Source organism: Microcystis sp. BLCC-F209, from assembly GCF_041928595.1.
Taxonomy (GTDB): Bacteria; Cyanobacteriota; Cyanobacteriia; order Cyanobacteriales; family Microcystaceae; genus Microcystis.
In genome coordinates, this window is the sequence record NZ_JBHFLL010000246.1 from 1 (window position 1) to 21,041 (window position 21,041).

Consider the following 21,041-nt stretch of genomic DNA (forward strand, 5'->3'; position numbering starts at 1 on the left):
CCCCACTTCCCCACTTCCCCCATTCATAATTCATAATTCATAATTCATAATTCATAATTCATAATTCCCACACCCCCACTTCCCCACACCCCACAGCCCAAATCCCCACTTACCCCAATCAAAATTAATAAATAATAATTAATAAATCATAACACATAATTCATAATTCCCACTCCCCCACTTCCCCACACCCCACAGCCCACTTCCCCACTTCCCCCATTCATAATTCATAATTCATAATTCATAATTCCCACTTCCCCACACCGCACACCCCACCAGCAAACCCTAGTATAGATATTTCTGCAAAATTGCGATGCAGAACAACGATAAGGAAAAATTCTGCTATATTATCTGCTAACTCTCTAAAAAACCCAATTAGTTTAATAATCTTTTCCGGGTATCTGAGAAAAAAAATAGTTCATCCCTTTAAAATATGGTTTGAGGGAGATATTTAGTGATTGTGTGAGGCAATTTGTGGTTAACAAGACGAAATCAAGGCTTAAAAGCGGAAAATCAGGGAAATTAGCAGCTAAACCTGTGAAAAAGCGGCGATTGTCCCGTAAATGGTTCCTGACAGCCCTAGGCTTAACCGGCTGCGCCCTAGTTTCCGCCACGGCGGGGGCGATGTTGGCCGTGTCTCTCTCCTCCACACCTTTGCGACAAGCTGCCCTTAGTCCCGAAGAAGCGGCCGCCTTTAACAATCAGCAGGCCATATCCTATGAAAATCTGCAACTTCCCGCCCTCAACCGTCCCGTTAATATTCTGGTAGTCGGCGCGAAAGTGTTGACATCCGATGTCAAGGAGACAAAAAGCCCAGATCTGGGTTATCATGCCCCGGTTAATTCCTTAGAGGGTTTAACCGATACCATGCTGTTACTGCGTTTTGACCCCCAAAGACAGAAGTTAACTATGCTTTCCATCCCCCGGGATACCCGCACCGATATCGAGGGTTACGGGGAGAAAAAAATCAATGAAGCTAACGCCCTTGGCGGACCTGCTTTAACGGCGGAAACGGTTAGTCATCTTTTAGACGGAGTCGCTATCGATCGCTATATTCGCATTAATGTGCAGGGTGTGGAAAAATTAATTGATGCTTTGGGGGGGGTGACGGTATATGTTCCCAAAGACATGAAGTACAAAGATTTTAGTCAACACCTCTACATTGACCTGAAAAAAGGGGAACAACACCTTAACGGTGAGAAATTCCTCCAGTTTGCCCGTTTTCGTTACGATGCTAACGGCGATATCGGTCGTATCCAACGACAACAGCAATTAATGCGGTCTTTAGTAGAACAAACTCTAAAACCAGCAACTTTACTGAAAATTCCCGATATTATCGAGGTTATCCGTACCCATATCGATACTAATCTCAGTTTAGAGGAGTTACTCGCCCTAGCCGGCTTTGCCTCCAAAACTGAGCGCGCTGATGTGCAAATGCTACTGCTACCCGGAGACTTTAATGGTGATGGTCGGCAAGGGATCAGTTATTGGTTGCCCAATCAAAGTAAAATTCAAGAGCTAGTGGCTCAACATTTTAACCACGGCTTTTTTATGGCTGACATCGAGGAAAACAGGCAACCGACTCGCATAGCTGTGGAAGATAGCATCGATAATCCAGAAGCGGTGCAAGCTCTAGTTAGATATCTGCGCTCCTTTGGTTATGAAAATGTTTTTGTCTCTAAGTCTTCATCGCCAATTCTAGAAACTACCAAAATTATTGCTCAAAAAGGGGATGATTCCCTGGCTGCTGCCCTGCATAATAGCCTTGGTGTCGGGGAAGTTTTGGTGGAAAGTACGGGTAATCTCGCTTCTGATGTGACGATTAAAATCGGTCAAGATTGGCAAGAAAAATCAACTAATCTTTCTGAGCCATCCCCAGGCAACTAACAAAAAAATCAAGTTTATCCGGGTTATTTATTAGCCAAAGTTTGACAAAACTCTTGGTGTTCTTGACTAGCTATTCCTTGCTTTAACACCTCCAAAACTTCGGCTAAATTACCCGATAATAAAGCATTTTTATCCAGCCATAATCCAGGGAATATTTGAGAGCAAAAAATGTTATTTTGATTTGATTCTAGGGGTAAATATTCTCCATCAGTTAAGCGAAAACAGTCCAATTCTTGGTCATCTACTCGCCAGATAATATACTCTTGCACTCCCTGGCGACGATAAACTTTGAGTTTTTCGTGTAAATCGTAGGAAGCAGTAGAGGCGGCAATTTCCACGATTAATTCCGGCGCGCCTTCTACATAATCATCTTCACTAATGCTTGATTGTCCACCGGTTTCTATTCTTAATAAAGCATCTGGTTGTGGTTGATTCTCCCCATCCAGTCGCACAGTAGTATTATCCAGTGTTTCTACTCCAGGTGTCGCCACTTCGTAAGCAGTTAACCAACCGATAATATTAGCGTGGGGTTTACCGTGCTTTTTGGCTCTCACCGCGGCTGCCATATAAACAACTCCTGCGATTAATTCAGCTTTTTTTAGCGGCGTCATTGCTTGATAACGGCGCTCGAATTCGGGACGAGTTAATCTATCACCATTTTCGAGAGGGGGAATAATATTAGAGGAAACTGTGTTAGTCGATACCATAATTTTTGGCTCATCAAGAAACTACTATCAACGCTTAAGTTTTTTTAGCAGACTCAGTTAATTTATCGATTAGGTTAAGCTTTGTATCGAGAGCATCGAAGATATCCTATACTTATTTTACAGCGTTTCTGATCATTTACCTGGAACCTTGCGCCATGTTTGCCTTAGTTTCACTAGATAAAATCGAGCTACCGGTGGGATCCTTAGTGAGATTACCTGCCACTTGGCTAGATTATCAAACTTTGTCTCGGCAAAGGGGCGACAATTCTCAGCCTAAAATCAAATATCACAATGGAGAAGTCTTGCTTATGTCTCCACTTCCTAAGCATGGACGTGATGCCCATTTAATTGCTAATATTATCATCACCTTATTGGATTATCTGGGGCGTGAGTACGAGGCTTTTACTCCCGTAACCATGGAATTACCAGAAACAAGTGGTATTGAACCAGATTATAGTTTTTATATTGACCATTGGCCGGCTATAGCAGGGAAAGCCAGAATTGACTGGGTAAATGATCCTCCTCCCGATTTAGTATTAGAAATTGATGTCACCAGTTACTCGAATGTGGATGACTATCTGCCTTATCAAGTGCCTGAAATTTGGTTGTATCGTCAGAAAACTCTCTATATTTATTGGCTAGAGAATCAAGAGTATATCCCTCGCCATCAAAGTCAATATTTTCCTAACTTTAACCTACAAAATCTAGTTTCTTTCTGTGGAGAAATTGCCGACAATCGCAATAGTAGTATGGCAATTCGTCAACTAAAACAACATCTCGAAGATTTTTATAAGTAGGGAGGCACAATTATTTGTAGGATGGGTTAGCGGTAGCGTAACATGAGCGGGCGTTGGGTTTCATGCTTCAACCCAACCTACGTTCATCTTATATTTAATTCCACCCACCTACTTAGTATTTAAACTAATTTTTCCCGCTGACAGCGTCTTTCATGGCAACGAAGTAAATCCTCCCACTCCTGTCTCCTCTATTTAACCATGAATAATTTTAAAATACTGCTCATCGGTTACGGTAATACTTTAAGAAATGATGACGGAGTGGGAGTGAGAATAGCCGAAATTATCGCCGAGGAGAATTTGCCTAATGTGCAAGTCATCGCTACCCATCAATTGACTCCTGAGTTAGCAGCCGATATAGCTGATGCTTCCCTAGTTATTTTTGTTGATGCGGTATTATCTAATCAAACCGATATCCGGATAGAAAAATTAGCGGCAGTTACCGAATGGAATAATTTCGGTCATGCAGAAAGTCCCGCTTCTTTATTAGCATTAACTCAAGCAATTTATCAACAAACTCCCAGGACCTGGGGAATATTTATTCCTGCTATTAATTGTGAATTTGGTGAAGAATTATCAACAATAACTCAAAAGGGCTTGACAAAAGCGATTAAAGCTATTAAGAAAATTATTACTTCTGAGAATTTGACTGAATACCAAAAGCAGGACTTTGATAATCTTCCGGCAGATAATTTTCAGGAATAGTGCTGTGATTGCCATCCCGGAGAGCCTTGTAGTGAGGAGACATAATTTCGATGCCAACTTCGTTACATTTATCCTGAATATTTTGATGTAATTCAGAATAAATATACACCATTTTGCTAGGATGATCGGTGTAGGCATTTAGCTGATAGCTGACATAAAAATCATCGAGACTGGTTTGCAAGACAAAAGGAGCAGGTTCTGAGACAATAAATTGGGTGGCTAAGGCTGCTTCTTTCAGGGTTGCGTGAACCTTACGCCAAGGTAAATCATAACCAAGAGTGACTGTGGTTTGCAAAATTAAAGGCTGTTTGAATTCCCGTTGAGAGACAGTAAAGTTAATCACATTGGTGTTTAACAGCGATGAATTAGGAATCGTGATAATTCTATTAGCTGGTGTGCGAATACGGGTGACTAATAATCCTTTTTCAATCACATCTCCAATAACATCACCAATAGAAATTTTATCTCCTAGTTGAAAAGAGCGGGTATAGATGAGGATAATTCCCCCCACCACGTTAGCGATAGCAGAGGTGGAACCCAAGGAAAATAGTACCCCTAAAAATACCGACACCCCCTGAAAAGCAGGAGAATTAAATCCGGGTAGATAGGGAAAAGCGATGACTATAGCTAAGGCAATTATCAGCAGTGACAGTAGATTATAGGTTGGTTTTGCCCAATCGGAATAGAAACCATGAATTACTAAATTTTCTCTTGCCAAGGCGGTGAAAAATGGTTTAATTGCTCTCAACAGATAGTGAGTTATAAAAACAATTATCAGTATAATAAAAATACTGGGTAAATATTTTGCTATCTCTTGGGAAACAACTTCTAAAGCACTAAAAAAGTATTGCAGAAAACCATCACCAAATTTTCTAGTCCAGGGAAAAAGACGAAGGACAAAAGTTAAATAAAAATAGAGAATAGTTAAAATAATTAGAGTGCGGATAAATTGCAAAACTCTTAGGGAAAAAATTCCTATTGTCTGGGAACTAATAATCTCAAAATTTTGGAATACGACCCCAGGAACTAGGGAGGTGATTAACCTCTGAATCTGGGGAAAAACCCGCGAAGATATAAAAATTATTACCCAGAAAATTAAGACCGTGGCCAAGGTAGCACTTACCGTCAAAACTGCATCTTTTAAGAGGTTATCTGGTTGACGTTCTTGACGATAACGGACAATGGCCGCTTTAATCTTTGCTAAAGCTCGTTCGGCCAATACTTCTTGACTGACCGCCTGTAATTTGGCATCTTTAGAAGTAATAGTAGCAATAACCGTATCTCCCAAAATAATCGAAGGGTTTTTGTCTTCAGGATCAATTTTTATAGTTAAATCTTCAGGAGAAAGAGCATCGTCATCGGCCATTTTTTCAATTCTGTCTGTAATCGATTTCGCTCTTTCTTGCGCTGAAAAAGAACCTATTCCCTGCCGAATCGTAAAAAGTTCTTGATTATCAAGCATGACGGGAAAAACTTCTCCCAAAGTTTCCAGGGGTGTTTCCTGTCCCTGTTTAGCAGGATTATTCTGGGCTGCTATCATGAAGATAGGGGATAAAGTCAGTAACAAAACTAAACAAAACAGTCCTAGGTAACGCCAGATTTTTTTCATCTTCTAAGCCACAATTGTACAGGAGCGATCGAGTTTAATACCTCTTTTTTTCATCGTAGCATGGAATAGTTCTGTGGATAGCACCTGTTCCACGGGATAAATCCCGGCTTTTTGGAGTTTTGCCGCTAAGATTAATTCTGCCACGCTGCCAGTTCCCCAACCCGCTGCTTGAGCAGTGTTTTCGTGAACCATAGTTGCTTGATAAACTGCTTTTTGCTGCCCTTGCCATCCGACGACTTTTGCCAACATTGCCACTCCAATTCCCGAAAATTTATCGGTTACTTCTGTCATGCGATAACTAACTTGGGAAAAAAACTCGATTCCCCGAGAACTTTCTACCCAAGCATCGGGGAAAATATGGGCAGTAATCCAAGTTAAATGATTATAAAAATCGGGAATAGAACCAAATTTTGTGATCACATTTTGCACCTGAAAAGATTCAGCGAAAGTGTAGGTTTCTGGCATATCAAACCAATAAACACCAGTTTTACCCAAAGGAGCGGGAAAGTCAATTACTTCCCTGGCAGTATAGGGTTCAATCTCTTGCCATCGTCCCTCAATCCAAGCTAAAAAAGGCTTTTTTAAACCGAGAAAAGTTGTCCGCATTACGGTTAATCCCGCACCTCCGGAACCGGCTACGGCATAATTTAAACGGATCGTTTCTACCCTATCTAACTGTTCGACTCCCTCCCGCACTATACTATTAGAAATACCGGGGAAAATTCCCGTATTAACCACGGCAGTTATTCCCGCTTTTATCGCTAATTCTCGATAGGGGATTAACTTTTGATAAAAAGAACGATGATCACTAACATCAATATAATTGACTTTTTCTTCGATGCAAATTTTTACTACCCTGCCATCGCGATAATGAAAGGGACCAGCACAATGAATGACTAAATCACTGTTTTTAATTGCCTGTCTAAGCTTGTCTATTTCTTCTAAATCTAAAGCCAAGAACTGCATTCTTGGCAGTAATTTAATGGATTTTTTCCTGCGTCCTGTGATAATAATTTTAGCTGCAGTATGATTAATAATATCTAGGGCGACACTTTGACCAATGCGACCAGTGCCACCTAAAATTAAAACAGTTTTTTCCATGGCAACTATTAATAATGTTTGCCCTAGTATAGCATCCTTTTGGCAAGTTTCCCTATTTTTCAAGATGAAAATTTTAGAATAATCCCAACTTATTTAATGCGTCCTAGGGGCAAGAAAATGGTTAAAATCTCGCCTTCTTCGGGTTTTTGACGCACAATAAACTTACCTCCCAAAGCTTGAAAAAGGTTTTTAGTTACCTTCATATTCAGGCTTAAACTACCCGTTTCTGGTTGAAACATTAAAACTTTTCCCAAAGCTTTGAAAGTAAGATTAGGCGATTTTACCTGAGTTTGGAACTGCATTTTTAATTGATTTCCTGCCGTTGATATATGTACCTGCAACAGGCCACCACTAGCCATACTGCGAGTACATTTTTCCACGACTCCATTTAACATTTGATCCAATAAATTCGGGTCACTAATTACCGAAGGCAATTTTTTCGGTACATTAACTTCTAAATTGACATTGCGCCGTTTAGCTTGTTTTTGCCACCGGGGAATACTATCTTGAAAGACTTTTTCTAGAGCAATTGGAATTAATTGAATCGGTTTATCTCCCAGAGGATTAATCCCCAATTCTGCAGCTCGGAAAATTAATTCCATGCGCTGAATTTGTTCACTACATTCTAAATCGATTGTTTCTAAATATTTTTCCACATCTTCCGTTATTTTTGCCCGTTTTAATAATAATCGGGTAATGGTGCGAATGGTGGTTAAAGGGGTGCGAATTTCGTGGGTTAAAGCTCGCAATAACTCCAAATCACAACCCGATTCTAAATTAGAATTATCTTCCTTTGGGGGAGTGATTTCGGCATTGATAGGCGATTTCGTTTTTTTCGGGTCTAAATTGGACTGGTTGGGTAAATTTTGCAGTAATTGGCGGCTAAATTGGCTAACTAGACGATAATCCGGCGAGGGACTGCCATTAGCTTTGATAATTGCCTCTAAAGTCCCGATTTGCGGATAACGCAGATTAACTAATCGTTGCCGCAACTGCTGCCAGGCTTGCTGAGTGAGGACGGGATCAAAGGAAAATTGAAAAGAGGACAAACCCCACTGATCCTCGCCTAAAACCAGCAAAAGAGCGAAACTTTCACTAAAAACTAGACAAAATCTTTCATTAGCAATCGGATCCGTTGGCAAGAGAGGCAATTCATGAATCTCCGTCGGGGAAACATCGGCGGCGGATTTTTCCTGAGAAGGCAATTGAAAACCCGGCCATTGTAAATGTTTTAAAGCTTTAACAGTAAAAACACCAAATTCAAAACCCGTTAGAGCCTTGCTTTCTCTGACTAAAGCCGTCGGACCGGAGAGAATTAAACCCCGACCGGCAGCAGCATTATTTTGGTTTTGTAATAAGATATTTTCTAAGGATGCGATCGCTGCAAACCATTCACTTTCCGCTTTCAGTTGCGAGCGCTTGAGCCATTCCGATAAATTAGGATAAAAAGCATTCGGGGTGAAAGTTTCCCGGTCCTGATGGTCAGTTGGCGGGAAAATATCGCTTAATTTCGGTAAAGACCCCTTTAACATCGTCTTCATCACTGACTAGATACAAATTCCTTACCTAGAATAGTACCCCCGTCAATGCTCATCCCATAACGGTAAAACCGAACTCTATTGGCAGTGATATCCGCGTTTTGATAACAGTTATCTTAATGGTGAGGTACAAAGTTTTGCTTTTGGGGAGTCGGTAGTCGATAGCAAATTAGGTTACACTTCATCTTGATCGGAAAAACTGTCAATCGGTTTAATGATTTGTAATATAGGTTAGTGTAGTTGATCACCTATGCCAGTTGTGGGGTTCGTGCCTCAATTCAACCTCGATAAGTCTGATATTTAATTACACCTCCCCACTTATGTATTTTTTTGTTACATTTAAGTATTTTTTTTGCTTATCTATGGTTATCATCGAATAACTTAAAAGTGTTACCCAATTATTTCCCTAACCAACCGATCTTTAATCCCAAAACCTTTTGCCTTGGCATTAGGTCAATGGCAGGAGTCATCGGGTCTTGGAGGGACTAACACAAATTATGAGACTCGACAAACTTTTGAACTTAGGAGAAATTAGTTATTCAAACCAATCCTTTCTCAGATTATTTCTAGTCATTTCTTGTCTTTTTCTCTTTTATTACCTATAATTTTTTCAATCCTCACTTTTCCAGTTAACAAGGAGAATACAATCATGAAACCTCTCAACTTTTCTATTATCCAAGAAATCAAACATCAAGGAATTTGTGATGCTTCTGCAGCCACTGCTTTAGGAGAAAATAAATTTGTTGTTGGTAATGATGAGGCAGATCCAGAATTAGGTAATATTCTCTGGATTTATTCCTCTCAAGAGTCGGGAAAAGCACTGGAAACAATTGACATTAATGGTTGGCTGAAAAACAATCCTGAAAATAAAGAAATCGACTTGGAGGGGGTAACTGTACTCAATGACATAATCTATTGGATTACTTCCCATGGACGCAATAAAGATGCTAAACGAAAAATCCCTCGTCATCAATTTTTTGCCAGTAAAATTAACGATGACGGCTCTAGTATAGTTCAAGTGGGTAAGTCTTATACTCAGTTAGTCTTGCGTGATATTATCGAAGACTCTCAATTGGCTAAAATATTTGATTTCAAAACAGCAGAAACCAAAGCTCCCAAAGCTGAAGTAGGATTAAATATTGAAGGTTTAACGGCAACTCCAGACGGAAATATCTTAATCGGTTTTCGTAATCCTGTCCCCAACGATAAAGCTCTTTTATTACCCCTAAAAAATCCCAAGAGTTTAGTTACTAATTCAACCACGGCTAAAGCTGAATTTGGTGATCCTATCCTGCTAGATTTGGGAGGATTAGGAATTCGTAGCATTGAATTTTGGCCAGCTTTAGAAGTATATTTAATTATTGCTGGAGAATTTCATGGAGGCGATCAATTTGTTTTCTATACTTGGTCAGGAAAAAAAGAAGATGCACCAGAAAAGATAGAATCACTGCAATTCCCTGAAGGTTTTCGTCCAGAAGCTTTGTTGTTTTATCCCCATTTCCCAGATCGCTTTCAGATTTTAAGCGATGATGGTACAATCGAGCGAGTTGGTAATACTCCCTGTAAAGATATTATCGATAAAAATAATCCCGAAAAATATTTCCGCAGTATTTGGGTAAAAGTTAATTAATACCAATTCTCACCCATAAAAACTAGAGATCGAATTATCGAATTTAAGTTCCCCTTTTTAAGGGAGATGCCGAAGGTAGGAGGATCGAACTCCTGTAGCCGGATTTTGGGGAATTGCTATAATTAGCCATCCTTCTTAGTGGAACCTCAACAAAACCTAGAACAAAAATAGCTTTCAAACCATGTAGGGATAAGCTTTAAGCTCAAAAAAACCATTGATCACGTCTTCTCAATGGTTTTTTATCCTAGAAGCTCTATTAACCTTTTTCTCTTATCCAGAGGACTTCTGGGTTCGCAAAGGGACAAAAAAGTGTGGAGAATTCTCCCATAATCGCTACAATTTTTCTAGAGGCTAAGTATTGCCCTCATTTAAGTTCTTTTGTACTTATTAAAAACCATGAAAATTCTTCACGGTACTTGGATTCCTCAATCAACGGATGAATTTATTCAGAAGGGTAGCTTTTATCTTTGGGGAGAAACTAGCACCCCGAAAAAGAGTCGCACCACTGCTGATAATTATCATCCTTTTCAGTTAAGCAAAGAAGAATTAACTAGCTTTCTCACCGGAGAGTTAGGAATAGTTCAATCGAATTATAATCCTCTTAGTCGGCAATTTGTCCCCCGCTACTTTCTTTTACCTAGTCACGACAATCAACCTTTACCCTCCTTAGAATTACTGCGTTATCTAGAAAAAGAACCCCCAGAAAATAGCCAATGGCAATCTTGGCACATTGATTGTTATCCCCTTAATCCCGTACTTAAACTACTCAATGATCTGCACTTTATCTGTCTTTACAACTCCTCAGAGATTCAGTTAGGTGCAGATCTACTTTTTTGGTATCACTACAGTCAAGCTTTTAAAGAAATAATTATCAAAGATAACTATATTCCTGCTTTTAAATATCGAGAATTAGCCACAAAGAACAAGAAAACTGCTGACTTTGCCATCTATCCTCTTTGGGAAATTATATCAGCAACCTACGAAACCAATCTTGATCGCTATCTCGAATATCTTCCCCGCATTTGTCTTGCTGGTGCTGAAAATACCCATGCTTCACCACAATTATACGACCCCAAAACCCTACTCCGGCACTTCTCGGAATGTCTCCTCAATGAAATTGTCACTAATACGGCAATTCCTGCCAGTTTTGAGAAAAAAATTAGCGAAACAATTATAGGTGATTGCTTCTCTGTGACTAAAGCTGCTGGATTTCTGCAAACTGCCGCTGCCTTAGAAAAATATCAACAGTGGCAAACTTGGAGACAGCAATTACTAGGAGACCAAAATATATCTAGTTTTAGCCTTGGTTTTAAACTAACGGAAGCGCCAGAAAATAATATTGAACAGTGGCAAATTACTTTTATCCTCATCTCTAAACAAGACCCCTCCCTGCGATTAGAATTAGACCAATATTGGTATGCAGTCCCCGAAACTAGAACAAGCATACAAGCGCATTTTGGTCAAGATTTAGACAAAAATATTTTACTAAGTTTGGGTTATGCTGCCCGTATTTATCCCCCCATTTGGCAAGGATTAGAAACGGATAAACCGACGGGATTTTCTCTCAACCTTACAGAAGCTTTTACTTTCTTAAAAGAAACTGCTTGGATTTTAGAAGATGCTGGATATAAAGTTATTATTCCCGCTTGGTGGACTCCTCAAGGTCGTCAGCGCGCCAAAGTTCGGCTAAAAACTACTTCTAAATCGGGCAAATCTACCCCCGTTAGTAAAGGTATTTTTAGCCTCGAAAACATCATTGAATATCAATATGAACTAGCCATCGGTGAAGAAACTATTACCCAAGAGGAATGGCAACAATTAATTAATACCAAAACCCCCCTAGTTAAATTTCGAGGTCAATGGGTAGAATTAGAACAAAATAAAATGCAGCAAATGCTGGATTTTTGGCAGAAATATCAGCAGGAAAATCCTGAAATGAATCTGATTGAATTAATGAAAAAAGCTGCCGAATACCCAGAGGATATTATTGTTGAAACCGATGATTTTTTGGGTTCAATGCTAGATAAATTACAAAATCCTAGTCAACTAGAACCGATCGAAAATCCTCCCCAATTACAAGGAACGCTGCGGGAGTACCAAAAGCGCGGGGTTGCTTGGATTCAATACCTGGAACAATTGGGTTTAAATGGTTGTCTTGCTGACGATATGGGATTAGGAAAAACCCTACAGGTAATTGCTAGATTGGTTGGGGAAAGAGAGGGAGATAATAATGTTTTACCGACTCTGCTAGTCGCACCCACTTCTGTGGTGGGAAATTGGGCAAAAGAAATTGAAAAATTTGCCCCCCATCTTCAGGTTTTAATTCACCATGGTAGTAAGCGCTATCAAGATGAGAGCGAATTTCAGACAGTAGCTAGTCACAAGGATATCGTCATTACTTCCTTTACCTTAGTTCGCAAGGATTTGAAATTATTTAACTCGCAATCTTGGCAACGTTTGGTAATTGATGAAGCACAAAATATCAAAAATCCTAAAGCAGCACAAACTAAAGCAATCTTGAGTTTATCTGCACAACATCGTCTCGCATTAACGGGAACTCCTGTGGAAAATAGACTGCTTGATTTATGGTCAATTTTTAACTTCCTTAACCCCGGTTATTTAGGCAAAGAAACTCAATTTCGTAAAGCGTTTGAAGTGCCAATCCAAAAACAAAATGATCGTCTCCAGTCCACGGTTCTCAAAAAATTAGTGGAACCTTTTATTCTGCGTCGGGTAAAAACCGATAAGCAGATAATTAAAGATTTACCAGATAAAGTGGAAAACAAACAGTATTGTAATTTAACTAAAGAACAAGCTTCTCTCTACGAAGTTGTCATCAAAGAAGTGGAAAAACAATTAGAAGAAGCGGAGGGAATAAAACGCAAAGGATTAATTTTATCTACCCTGATGCGCTTGAAACAAATTTGTAATCATCCCCGTCAATTTTTACAGGATAACAGCGCTTTTACCCCTGAGCGATCGCATAAGTTAGAGCGTTTGGGAGAAATGCTAGAAGAAGTAATTTTAGAGGGAGATAGTCTGCTAATTTTCACTCAATTTACTGAAATCGGTGACTCCTTACAAAAGTACCTCAAACAAACTTTTCGCTACAATACCTATTATCTTCACGGTGGGACTTCCCAACCAAAACGAGAACAAATGATCGAAGAATTTCAACATCCCGAAACAGAACCTTCTGTATTTATTTTATCCCTAAAAGCTGGAGGAGTGGGGATTACTTTAACTAAAGCAAATCATGTTTTTCATTTCGATCGTTGGTGGAATCCTGCGGTGGAAAATCAAGCCACCGATCGCGCTTTTAGAATTGGTCAACAAAAAAATGTTTTCGTGCATAAATTTGTCACTTTGGGAACCTTAGAGGAAAGAATTGATGAAATGATCGAGGAAAAGAAAAAGGTAGCTAATGCTATTGTTAGTAATGATGAATCCTGGTTAACGGAATTAGATAACGAAAGTTTTCGTCAGTTAATCGCATTGAATAAACAGACAATTATTTAATCGAGGTAAACCCATGAATAAATTTAGTAAAACTTGGTGGGGACAACGCTTTATAGAAGCATTAGAGGAATTTACCGACTCATCGCGTTTGAGTCGAGGACGTTCCTACGCTAAAAATGATAAAGTCAAGAATTATAAAATTGACGGTAATTTAATTACTGCTCAGGTGCGAGGTTCCATTAATCCCTACTTTGGAGTTTACAAAGAACCTTTGTATAAGGTGAGTATCGAGATTAAACCAATTACTAAAGCAGAGTGGTCACAAGCTTTATATAATCTTGGTTCAAGAGCGAGTATGATCTCTAAACTGCTGCTCAAAGAAGTTCCCGATAATATTGATGAAGCATTTAGCGATCTGAATCTACACTTATTACCCCACAGTCAAAAGGATTTTATCACCAATTGTTCCTGTCCCGATTGGGAAAATCCCTGTAAACATATTGCTGGAGTTTATTACCTCGTTGCTTCCCAATTAGATCAGGATCCTTTCCTCTTATTTGAATTACGGGGTATCTCTCGTCAAAAATTACTGCAAGAATTAGCAAAAACTCCCCTCGGTAAGCTGCTTTCCTCCTCCATCCAAGAGGAAAAAATTCCTCTTAACCCGGTTACCTCCTATCACACTAAACCCGAAACCATACCGGCATCAGAAACAATTGATCTCAAAGAATTTTGGCACTCTCATCACCGTTTACCAGAAAATCCTCAGTTAGTTAAAGCCGCAACTATTCCCGCAATTGTCATTAAAAAAGCTGGTGATTATCCGGCATTTTGGGATAAGGATACCTCCTTTATCGAGGTAATGGAAGAAATATATCAACGGGTACGCAATAAAAATGCAGGGATACTTTAAAAAAATATAAGTTTTCCTTTTGGGGAGTCAGGAGTCAGTCCCGATGTCAAATTAGGTTACACTTTATCTTGATCAGAAACGCTGTAGCTAAATTGCTGACTTTTTGACTTAGGTATCTATCCATAGGAGGGTAGATTAGAATAAACAGGTTAACAACTGACAGTAATTGAAAATCTCCCCCTAACCTGCTAGTATTGTTATGAGACTGGACATAAGAGAGATATAATGGAATCCTTAATTATTGAAAATTTTCTGATTATTAAGTATGCGGAAATAGAGATAAAAAAATTAATGTTATCATCGGTGAACAGTCCACTGGTAAAAGTATTATTGCTAAATTAGTTTTTTTATTTCAGAGATTTTTGTTTTATCAAGTCAGCGACGCTAAAAAACCCGTAGGGTTCACGGGTTAGCAGTAGGGTTAGGGGTTAGAAAAAAAAACTATTTTTCCGAGTATGGTCAGTATTCCTGTCACCAAAATTCCGACAATGCCAAGAAAAGCATTGCTTGTAACATTCAACCGTCCATTTAGGTCATTAATGCGCTTTTCTGTCTCTATTACCTTAGAATCTAAGGCTTTAATATCTCCCCTTAACTCAGACTGCCCGATTTCTAACTTTGTAAGACGTTCCTCGATTTTGTCGAATTTTTGGCTAACATCTTTCTGGTAGCTGTCTATTTTCCCCTCAATCCTTGTCAAAACAGCCTCTAAGGAATAGGTCACGGTTTCGTTAGGCATCGGCTAAACTCCTATCTTTTTGTTGATGCGATTTCTCTTACCAGTTCGGCCCGAAGGGAAGCGATCGCCGCTTCTATTTTTTTATCTACTGTGTCCATATCGTCTAGGATTGCTTTCCCTAATGCTGATTCAATAAATCGGATCAGTTCCCCGCTTGCACTATTACCGCGCTTCTCAGACCACTGCTTAAATGCTTCCCAATCATCTTCATCTACTCTGAAAGTTGCCAGAATCTTATTTTTAGCCATATTCTATACTGCTGTCTATACTGTATAAATTATAGACTTTAATCTATTGTCCTGTATATAAGAAAATCTTTTAAATAAAGTCACTGTCTATAAAAAACCTATATATATTATGTATTGACAGCTATCTAGATTTAAATATATACTTATGATATAAACCAAAAGCGACCGCTCCCAGACTTCCAATCAGAAAAGCGATCGCCTATCATCCAAAAAAGGATACTTCTATTAGATCTCTTGCAAAAGCAATCAAGATATATCCTTTTGTCGGTAACGAAGTTCGTAATTGTAGATACCAGCAATCAAATTCAATCTCAGACCAAATCGCCGTCTGCGATTTCTGTATCTTGATGAAAGTATCCGAAATATTTTGAGACGACGATGAATATGTTCTATAACTATGCGCCGTTGTGATAACTGACGATTGGCTTTTTTTGCTCTTTACTTAGGGTCTGCTGAAAAAGTTTTTCCTGGGGGTAGGAGTCAGGAGTCAGGAGTCAGGAGTTTCGGGCTTTGTTGCCATTGTTTTTTGTACCAAGCTATGTACTACAAGAAGGATAATGCAAGGTTTTTGAAAGTCCCAATCCTATTTTCTTGCACTAACATCGGACTTTAACAGGTCAAAAGCCTTATTTTAAAAGGGTTTTACCATTATTCAGCAAGCCCTACTTAGTTTTTCTTTTTTCTTTTTTTTATGAGGAATTTGACTGTTTTGATGGAGCTTCTGAATTCCTTGATAGCCTTTATCCCCTAATATTTTTATTTTCTTATTTAACCTTATTTTGCTCTCTTTCCACAGTCGAAAATCATGGACTCTTCCTTTCTCACAACGGACACAGATTACCTGCTCGCTTTTTTGGTCGCAACGCGCTCGCTGCGCGAGATCGGCAACGACTTGCGACTTTAATGTGTGGTATCCCTGCTTGCCACTATAGTATGATTTCTGTTTTTTTTTGGGTCTTTCTATCTCCTGTTCTGACACATCCACCACTATTACTTCTATTTCACTATTACTTTCTAAGAGGGCTTTTTTTCCAGGTAGATTAAACAGACCTGATTTGATGAGAATATTCTCTACTTTCCTAACAATTCTATACGCCGTTGATTCGTTAATACCCCAACTATTTCTGGCTCTTCGGTTTGTGTTATGCAATGGACGGGGGTTATAAGGGATGGAACCCTTATAGAGACAGGCGTTGCTGCGATTTTTGTCAATTGTTTTCGATCTAGAGCGAACTAATCAATTAAATCTATTGCCAGATAAGGATTGAGTCGATTTATGTTACCCTATCGAACCATACCAAGTAACGAAGAACCAGTATTATTACTACTAATACTATCCATAAAGGGTGTCTTTTTCCTTGATCTTTCCTAAAGTCCTTGACTTGTTTCAGTTTTTGTATTAAGCTCAACATATATTTCAAAAGTTGGCGGTCACTTCTCATTTTACCTGATAGTTATCGCTTTTACTTTTGATATTCTGATGGGAGAATGAAACAGCCCTAGGGGCAGGGGGGATCAGAAGTTTGAAAAAGCATTCTATTTTTTAAGACAAGCAGAATCTATGAACCAAGAATCTCTCAGCTTTGTCCATGGGAATGTCAAGTTAGCCGATCGCTTTTTAGTGTGTGGATTGGGTAGTCTCGGACAACACTGCGTCAAGTCTTTAAAAGAGTTTGGGGTTAGCGTTGTCGGTATCGAACTAATACAGCCTCCCAGTTGGGAAATTAATGATTTTCCCGATTTATTAGAGGAAATAATTATCGGTGATTGTCGTCAAAAAAACATTTTAGCAAGAGCGGGAATCGATCGCTGTCGGGCTGCTTTAATTGTCACCAGTGATGAGCGAATTAATGCCACTACTGCCCTAATTATTCGGCAATTAAATCCCCTTACTCGCTTAGTGGTGCGTTCTTCTAAAGATAATCTCAATCAGCTACTCAAGGAACTTTTAGGCAATTTTATCGCCTATGAACCCACCCAACTACCCGCCAATGCCTTTGCTTTAGCCACATTAGGCACGGAAACCCTCGGTTTTTTGCATCTCGACGGTCAGAAATTGCGGATTATCCAGAGACAAATTAGCCCCGAAGATGGTTTACTTGATCGCTTTTTAGGTGATTTAAATACCCCCACCCGTCGTCTATTAGCACACACAGCCCCCGATGAACCTTTAAGGGCTGGATTTTATCAATGGTCTCCCTCCACCACTATCCGGGCTGGTGATACCATTACCACCATCGAAACTACCTATCAAAACATCGATTCTACCCGCCAGAAACCGTCAAATTCTCCCCAGAAGTTGCGGGATTTTTGGCAAAAATTGCTCAAAGAAATCCAACAATTCTGGCAATTGAGTTTTCAGCAGCAAATTCACCGGGTGGCTTTCATGTCAGTATTTATCATTATCCTCCTAGTAATTATCGGGACTTTTCTTTTCCATCTCTACGCTCCGAGAGCTTCCTTTATTTCCTCTCTTTCAGGAACGGCGATCCTTTTATTAGGTGGTTACGGCGATGTTTTCGGTGCCTCTAACCCCGAAGATTTAAATGCAATTCCCTGGTGGATGCAGCTATTTAGTCTCTTTTTAACCTTAGCTGGAACCGCTTTTATCGGGGTTCTCTATGCCCTTTTGACAGAAACTTTATTATCATCAAAATTTCAATTTATCCCTAACCGTCCCCCAGTTCCCCAACAGAATCATATCGTTATTGTGGGCTTAGGTCGAGTCGGCAGAGAAGTGGCTAATTTATTACTAGAAATGCAACAGGCGATCGTTGGGGTGAGCTTAAATAGGGATTTTGATGCAACTATCCTGCCAAAAATGCCCCTGATGACGGGAAATATCGAAGAATCTTTAAAAAATGTCAATTTAGATAGGGCTAAAAGTATAGCGATTGTTACCGATGACGAAATCCTCAATTTAGAAGTGGCCCTAACCACCCGCAAACTCAATCCCCAAAGCTACTTAGTCATCCGCACCACCGACGACAACCTTAGTCAACAATTAAGTCAAATTCTGCCCCAATCTCACATTTTAGGGACGAACACCGTGGCGGCAGAAGCCTTTACGGGAGCGGCTTTCGGAGAAAATATCATCTATCTGTTCCGTTGGGCGCAAAAAACGATTCTGGTGACAGAATACGAGATCGAAGCTGGAGATACTCTCAATGGTAGCTCGATCGGGGATATTGCCTACGGTTATCGAGTCGTGCCGATCCTACACCAACGAGAACGGCAAGCCCCGAAATTAATGCCCGAAGATTATCTCAATTTACGCATCGGCGATCGCATTGTGGTGCTGGCCACCATCAACGGACTGCGACGGGTGGAACAGGGTCGTCGCACTCCCAAAACTTGGCGCGTGCGGGTAGAAAAAGCCTTTAACCGCAATATTGCCGCGGAAGCACCCACCGTGATCAGTCGTTTTTCTAATTGTCCCCTGAAAACCGCCAGCGATCTCATGGAAAATTTGCCAGCAACCCTGGGTGCCCCCCTCTACGAACAGCAGGCGATTCGATTAGTTTCCGAGTTAAAAAAAATTCAAGTTCAAGCATTGGCTATTCCGATTAACCCGAAATTCGGGGTAAATGAGAGTTATCCTTTTTTGTCAAACTAGAAGGCTCTCTTGGTCTTTTTTTATGCAGTTAAAGTGACCGTAGCCTTGGCAGTTTGTCCAGAATCAGAAGTGGCAGTAATAGTAATTGTATCCCCAGCATTTCCTTGTGCAGGTGCAGTGTAGGTAAATTTGGCATCAGTGGTATTTTTATCAATTTTACCGCTTTCTGGCGGTGAGATTGTGATGGTGTAGTTACCAACGGGGTTAATGCTAAATTCCTGGATTCCATTGAATGCTAAAGCTGCGCTAGACGGAGCGATCAAAATCGTTGGAGGTAGTCCCTGTCCAGTGGAACTAGCCTCTACAGTTACCCTTTTCTCTACTTGATTAATTAAATCGGGAATAAGACGTTCGCTAAATCCAGCCACAAAAGCCATTGTCAAAAGTCCATATAAATAGGTGTCATTCCCCTTATTTCCAGTGCCACCCCGAATTTCTAAGGGAGAAATGTTAGAGTTAAGAATTAGTAGAATAAAGAAAGCAAAACTTCCTCCTAAAATGGGCTTAGTTAGACCAATTAAAAATGGCAATAGGTCATCGTCATATTTTTGGTTTTTGGGATTATCAAAATCTTGCAAACGAGTTAGAAGACTAACTGCTCCCCCTAAAGTGCCTGTCATCAATATCAATATCAAGAGTCTAAAATTTATGGCTTTGTCCTCAGTATTTTGGTTACTTTTACCCTCAGTATTTTGGTTACTAGAATTTATGATTGGAGGTAAAGACATAAGCAAATCCTTCACTGGAGGGGAGTTCATAATCAACCAATTCAAAGGGACAGCTAACACTAATCCAATTAAAACTTTTGTAGGTATTTTGAAAGAATGGTAAAAATTATCTCTGACATTTAGTAGAGTAAACCCAATACCTTTCTGGATTTCTCTCAATCCCGTTCTGGCGGCATAGCGTAATCTTTGTGCCAAAATAATATTCGGTTTACCTATTAAAGATTTAATCGCAATTTCTCCAGCATCTACCACCGACTTTACTTGCATGATATCACCAGGTTTTGAAATGTTCATGAGTTCCACCTGCGCTATCCCTAGTATTGTAATTAATCTAGCTAATTCTCCCTGTACTTCCCGGTCTAATTCTTGAGTGAATCCTGCGACTTGTTCTTGGGTTTTTTCCAGCAAAATATCAATTCTTTGATTGAGTTTAATTACCTCATCTCTAGCTTTAATTTCATTGATTAAATCGTCTAAAATTTTAAATAAAACACTTGCTTCTTTTAGTTGTGCAAAATTATCTTTAAATTCCTTGACTAACTTTTCAAAGGGTTCATCTACTTCAGGAATTGAACTATATTTGTCTAAGTTATCCTTCAGTTCAGCAATCAAAGACTCATTTTTCTGTTGTAATTCCACAGTGGCAGAAAATTTAACTAAAGTATTTTTAATTTTTGTTTGCCAAGCAGTTAGTTTTTGCTCAAGTTCTGGCAAGTTTGCATCGTTAGCATTAGCATCAAATACAATCGTAATTGTTGCAACTAAACCATCAATTTTTTGGCTTAAAGTATCAAGAGAAATTCCTGAAATTTTACCCGTAGATAAAAGGTTGATTGTCTCCACAAGCTGATCGGTATGAGCTATTATTTGTTTTTCTAATTCTCCTCTGCTAGGTAAAGGGTCTGAAAAAGTTAATTCACCTAGTTTTTGAATAAGTTCATCTCTTAAATTATTAGTCTCTTGAGTGATTGTTTTGGCTTCTGTTTGGTAACTAGCAAGGGTAGCTGATTTATCCTGACTAAATTTATTTTGGGTTTCCAGAATAAATTGATTAATTTTTTGTTCGATAGTAGGATTAAGATTAATCATGATTGTCTTCTCCTAAAAAAAATCTGAGGATAAAAAAACTGCATTATTTCCCGATCCATCCTACTGTTATGAAAATTGAGACTAGGTAGAATAATCAGACGATATCTCAAATGTTCGTGGAACATGAACAAAGAAATAGGGCTCTCCCAGCTTTGGTGGGTAAAATGTATTCTAAGATACATTTCTCAAGAGCGAGGGGGTGGAACGAACCACAAAGACACAAAGGACACAAAGATCGATCGATCCTATGTCAATTAAACTTATCACACAGAACCTAG

General features: G+C 39.4%; 15 protein-coding genes and 1 pseudogene. 7 read left to right on the forward strand and 9 right to left on the reverse strand.

Annotated elements, in window-relative coordinates; translation table 11 throughout:
• Positions 1 to 474: 474 nt before the first annotated feature.
• On the forward strand, positions 475 to 1,887 hold the full coding sequence (locus ACE1AQ_RS15630; protein ID WP_008199103.1) for an LCP family protein: 1,413 nt from the start codon (positions 475 to 477) through the stop codon (positions 1,885 to 1,887).
• Between the two features lie 23 nt (positions 1,888 to 1,910).
• On the opposite strand, the gene ACE1AQ_RS15635 is transcribed toward ACE1AQ_RS15630, so the two are convergent.
• Complete coding sequence (locus tag ACE1AQ_RS15635; RefSeq protein WP_008199101.1) at positions 1,911 to 2,594, reverse strand: Uma2 family endonuclease; 684 nt, start codon at positions 2,592 to 2,594, stop codon at positions 1,911 to 1,913.
• Between the two features lie 155 nt (positions 2,595 to 2,749).
• Between ACE1AQ_RS15635 and ACE1AQ_RS15640 the strand changes: the two genes are divergently transcribed.
• Together ACE1AQ_RS15640 and ACE1AQ_RS15645 are read left to right on the forward strand one after the other, a co-directional pair.
• The gene (locus ACE1AQ_RS15640) at positions 2,750 to 3,391 is read left to right on the forward strand and encodes a Uma2 family endonuclease (protein WP_008199099.1); all 642 of its coding nucleotides are present in this window, start codon (positions 2,750 to 2,752) and stop codon (positions 3,389 to 3,391) included.
• A gap of 198 nt (positions 3,392 to 3,589) precedes the next feature.
• Positions 3,590 to 4,093, forward strand: a complete 504-nt coding sequence (locus tag ACE1AQ_RS15645) for a hydrogenase maturation protease (protein WP_008199097.1) — start codon at positions 3,590 to 3,592, stop codon at positions 4,091 to 4,093.
• On the opposite strand, the gene ACE1AQ_RS15650 is transcribed toward ACE1AQ_RS15645, so the two are convergent.
• The 3 genes from ACE1AQ_RS15650 to ACE1AQ_RS15660 form a co-directional block, all read right to left on the reverse strand.
• Positions 4,020 to 5,702, reverse strand: coding sequence for a mechanosensitive ion channel family protein (locus tag ACE1AQ_RS15650; RefSeq protein ID WP_110543214.1), 1,683 nt, complete (start codon positions 5,700 to 5,702; stop codon positions 4,020 to 4,022). The genes ACE1AQ_RS15645 and ACE1AQ_RS15650 overlap by 74 nt on opposite strands.
• 3 nt (positions 5,703 to 5,705) lie before the next feature.
• Positions 5,706 to 6,803, reverse strand: coding sequence for a saccharopine dehydrogenase family protein (locus tag ACE1AQ_RS15655; RefSeq protein ID WP_110543216.1), 1,098 nt, complete (start codon positions 6,801 to 6,803; stop codon positions 5,706 to 5,708).
• Between the two features lie 89 nt (positions 6,804 to 6,892).
• Positions 6,893 to 8,335, reverse strand: coding sequence for a sensor histidine kinase KdpD (locus ACE1AQ_RS15660; RefSeq protein ID WP_008199092.1), 1,443 nt, complete (start codon positions 8,333 to 8,335; stop codon positions 6,893 to 6,895).
• 655 nt (positions 8,336 to 8,990) lie between these two features.
• Here ACE1AQ_RS15660 and ACE1AQ_RS15665 point away from each other — a divergent pair.
• The 3 genes from ACE1AQ_RS15665 (at position 8,991) to ACE1AQ_RS15675 (ending at position 14,343) form a co-directional block, all read left to right on the forward strand.
• Positions 8,991 to 9,971: a DUF3616 domain-containing protein gene (locus ACE1AQ_RS15665; RefSeq protein WP_106909694.1), complete on the forward strand. Its 981-nt coding sequence runs from the start codon at positions 8,991 to 8,993 to the stop codon at positions 9,969 to 9,971.
• Positions 9,972 to 10,367: 396 nt separating this feature from the next.
• The gene (locus tag ACE1AQ_RS15670) at positions 10,368 to 13,490 is read left to right on the forward strand and encodes a DEAD/DEAH box helicase (RefSeq protein WP_008199088.1); all 3,123 of its coding nucleotides are present in this window, start codon (positions 10,368 to 10,370) and stop codon (positions 13,488 to 13,490) included.
• Between the two features lie 13 nt (positions 13,491 to 13,503).
• The gene (locus ACE1AQ_RS15675; protein ID WP_008199085.1) at positions 13,504 to 14,343 is read left to right on the forward strand and encodes an SWIM zinc finger family protein; all 840 of its coding nucleotides are present in this window, start codon (positions 13,504 to 13,506) and stop codon (positions 14,341 to 14,343) included.
• Between the two features lie 421 nt (positions 14,344 to 14,764).
• Here the strand turns inward: ACE1AQ_RS15675 and ACE1AQ_RS15680 are convergent, their stop codons facing one another.
• From ACE1AQ_RS15680 to ACE1AQ_RS15695, 4 genes and pseudogenes are all read right to left on the reverse strand, one after another.
• Positions 14,765 to 15,082 carry a hypothetical protein gene (locus ACE1AQ_RS15680; RefSeq protein WP_008199082.1) on the reverse strand — a complete coding sequence of 106 codons (318 nt, stop codon included), beginning with the start codon at positions 15,080 to 15,082 and terminating at the stop codon, positions 14,765 to 14,767.
• Positions 15,083 to 15,093: 11 nt separating this feature from the next.
• Entirely contained in the window at positions 15,094 to 15,330 is a 237-nt protein-coding gene (locus ACE1AQ_RS15685; RefSeq protein ID WP_110543218.1) for a hypothetical protein, read from the reverse strand.
• A 246-nt stretch (positions 15,331 to 15,576) separates the two neighbouring features.
• Positions 15,577 to 15,762: pseudogene (locus ACE1AQ_RS15690) on the reverse strand (transposase); the annotation flags it as partial.
• Positions 15,763 to 15,982: 220 nt separating this feature from the next.
• The gene (locus tag ACE1AQ_RS15695; protein ID WP_253257640.1) at positions 15,983 to 16,480 is read right to left on the reverse strand and encodes a transposase family protein; all 498 of its coding nucleotides are present in this window, start codon (positions 16,478 to 16,480) and stop codon (positions 15,983 to 15,985) included.
• A gap of 411 nt (positions 16,481 to 16,891) precedes the next feature.
• Here ACE1AQ_RS15695 and ACE1AQ_RS15700 point away from each other — a divergent pair, with 411 nt between their 5' ends.
• Entirely contained in the window at positions 16,892 to 18,946 is a 2,055-nt protein-coding gene (locus tag ACE1AQ_RS15700) for a TrkA family potassium uptake protein (RefSeq protein WP_110543221.1), read from the forward strand.
• 20 nt (positions 18,947 to 18,966) lie between these two features.
• On the opposite strand, the gene ACE1AQ_RS15705 is transcribed toward ACE1AQ_RS15700, so the two are convergent.
• Complete coding sequence (locus ACE1AQ_RS15705) at positions 18,967 to 20,763, reverse strand: hypothetical protein (RefSeq protein WP_106909692.1); 1,797 nt, start codon at positions 20,761 to 20,763, stop codon at positions 18,967 to 18,969.
• Positions 20,764 to 21,041 lie beyond the last annotated feature (278 nt).

What these genes read in the sequence shown, in the direction of transcription:
- ACE1AQ_RS15635 (WP_008199101.1), bottom strand. Translation starts at nt 2,594, where the DNA reads ATGGTATCGACTAACACAGTTTCCTCTAATATTATTCCCCCTCTCGAA.
- ACE1AQ_RS15640 (WP_008199099.1), top strand. Translation starts at nt 2,750, where the DNA reads ATGTTTGCCTTAGTTTCACTAGATAAAATCGAGCTACCGGTGGGATCC.
- ACE1AQ_RS15645 (WP_008199097.1), top strand. Translation starts at nt 3,590, where the DNA reads ATGAATAATTTTAAAATACTGCTCATCGGTTACGGTAATACTTTAAGA.
- ACE1AQ_RS15650 (WP_110543214.1), bottom strand. Translation starts at nt 5,702, where the DNA reads ATGAAAAAAATCTGGCGTTACCTAGGACTGTTTTGTTTAGTTTTGTTA.
- ACE1AQ_RS15655 (WP_110543216.1), bottom strand. Translation starts at nt 6,803, where the DNA reads ATGGAAAAAACTGTTTTAATTTTAGGTGGCACTGGTCGCATTGGTCAA.
- ACE1AQ_RS15660 (WP_008199092.1), bottom strand. Translation starts at nt 8,335, where the DNA reads ATGTTAAAGGGGTCTTTACCGAAATTAAGCGATATTTTCCCGCCAACT.
- ACE1AQ_RS15665 (WP_106909694.1), top strand. Translation starts at nt 8,991, where the DNA reads ATGAAACCTCTCAACTTTTCTATTATCCAAGAAATCAAACATCAAGGA.
- ACE1AQ_RS15670 (WP_008199088.1), top strand. Translation starts at nt 10,368, where the DNA reads ATGAAAATTCTTCACGGTACTTGGATTCCTCAATCAACGGATGAATTT.
- ACE1AQ_RS15675 (WP_008199085.1), top strand. Translation starts at nt 13,504, where the DNA reads ATGAATAAATTTAGTAAAACTTGGTGGGGACAACGCTTTATAGAAGCA.
- ACE1AQ_RS15680 (WP_008199082.1), bottom strand. Translation starts at nt 15,082, where the DNA reads ATGCCTAACGAAACCGTGACCTATTCCTTAGAGGCTGTTTTGACAAGG.
- ACE1AQ_RS15685 (WP_110543218.1), bottom strand. Translation starts at nt 15,330, where the DNA reads ATGGCTAAAAATAAGATTCTGGCAACTTTCAGAGTAGATGAAGATGAT.
- ACE1AQ_RS15700 (WP_110543221.1), top strand. Translation starts at nt 16,892, where the DNA reads ATGAACCAAGAATCTCTCAGCTTTGTCCATGGGAATGTCAAGTTAGCC.
- ACE1AQ_RS15705 (WP_106909692.1), bottom strand. Translation starts at nt 20,763, where the DNA reads ATGATTAATCTTAATCCTACTATCGAACAAAAAATTAATCAATTTATT.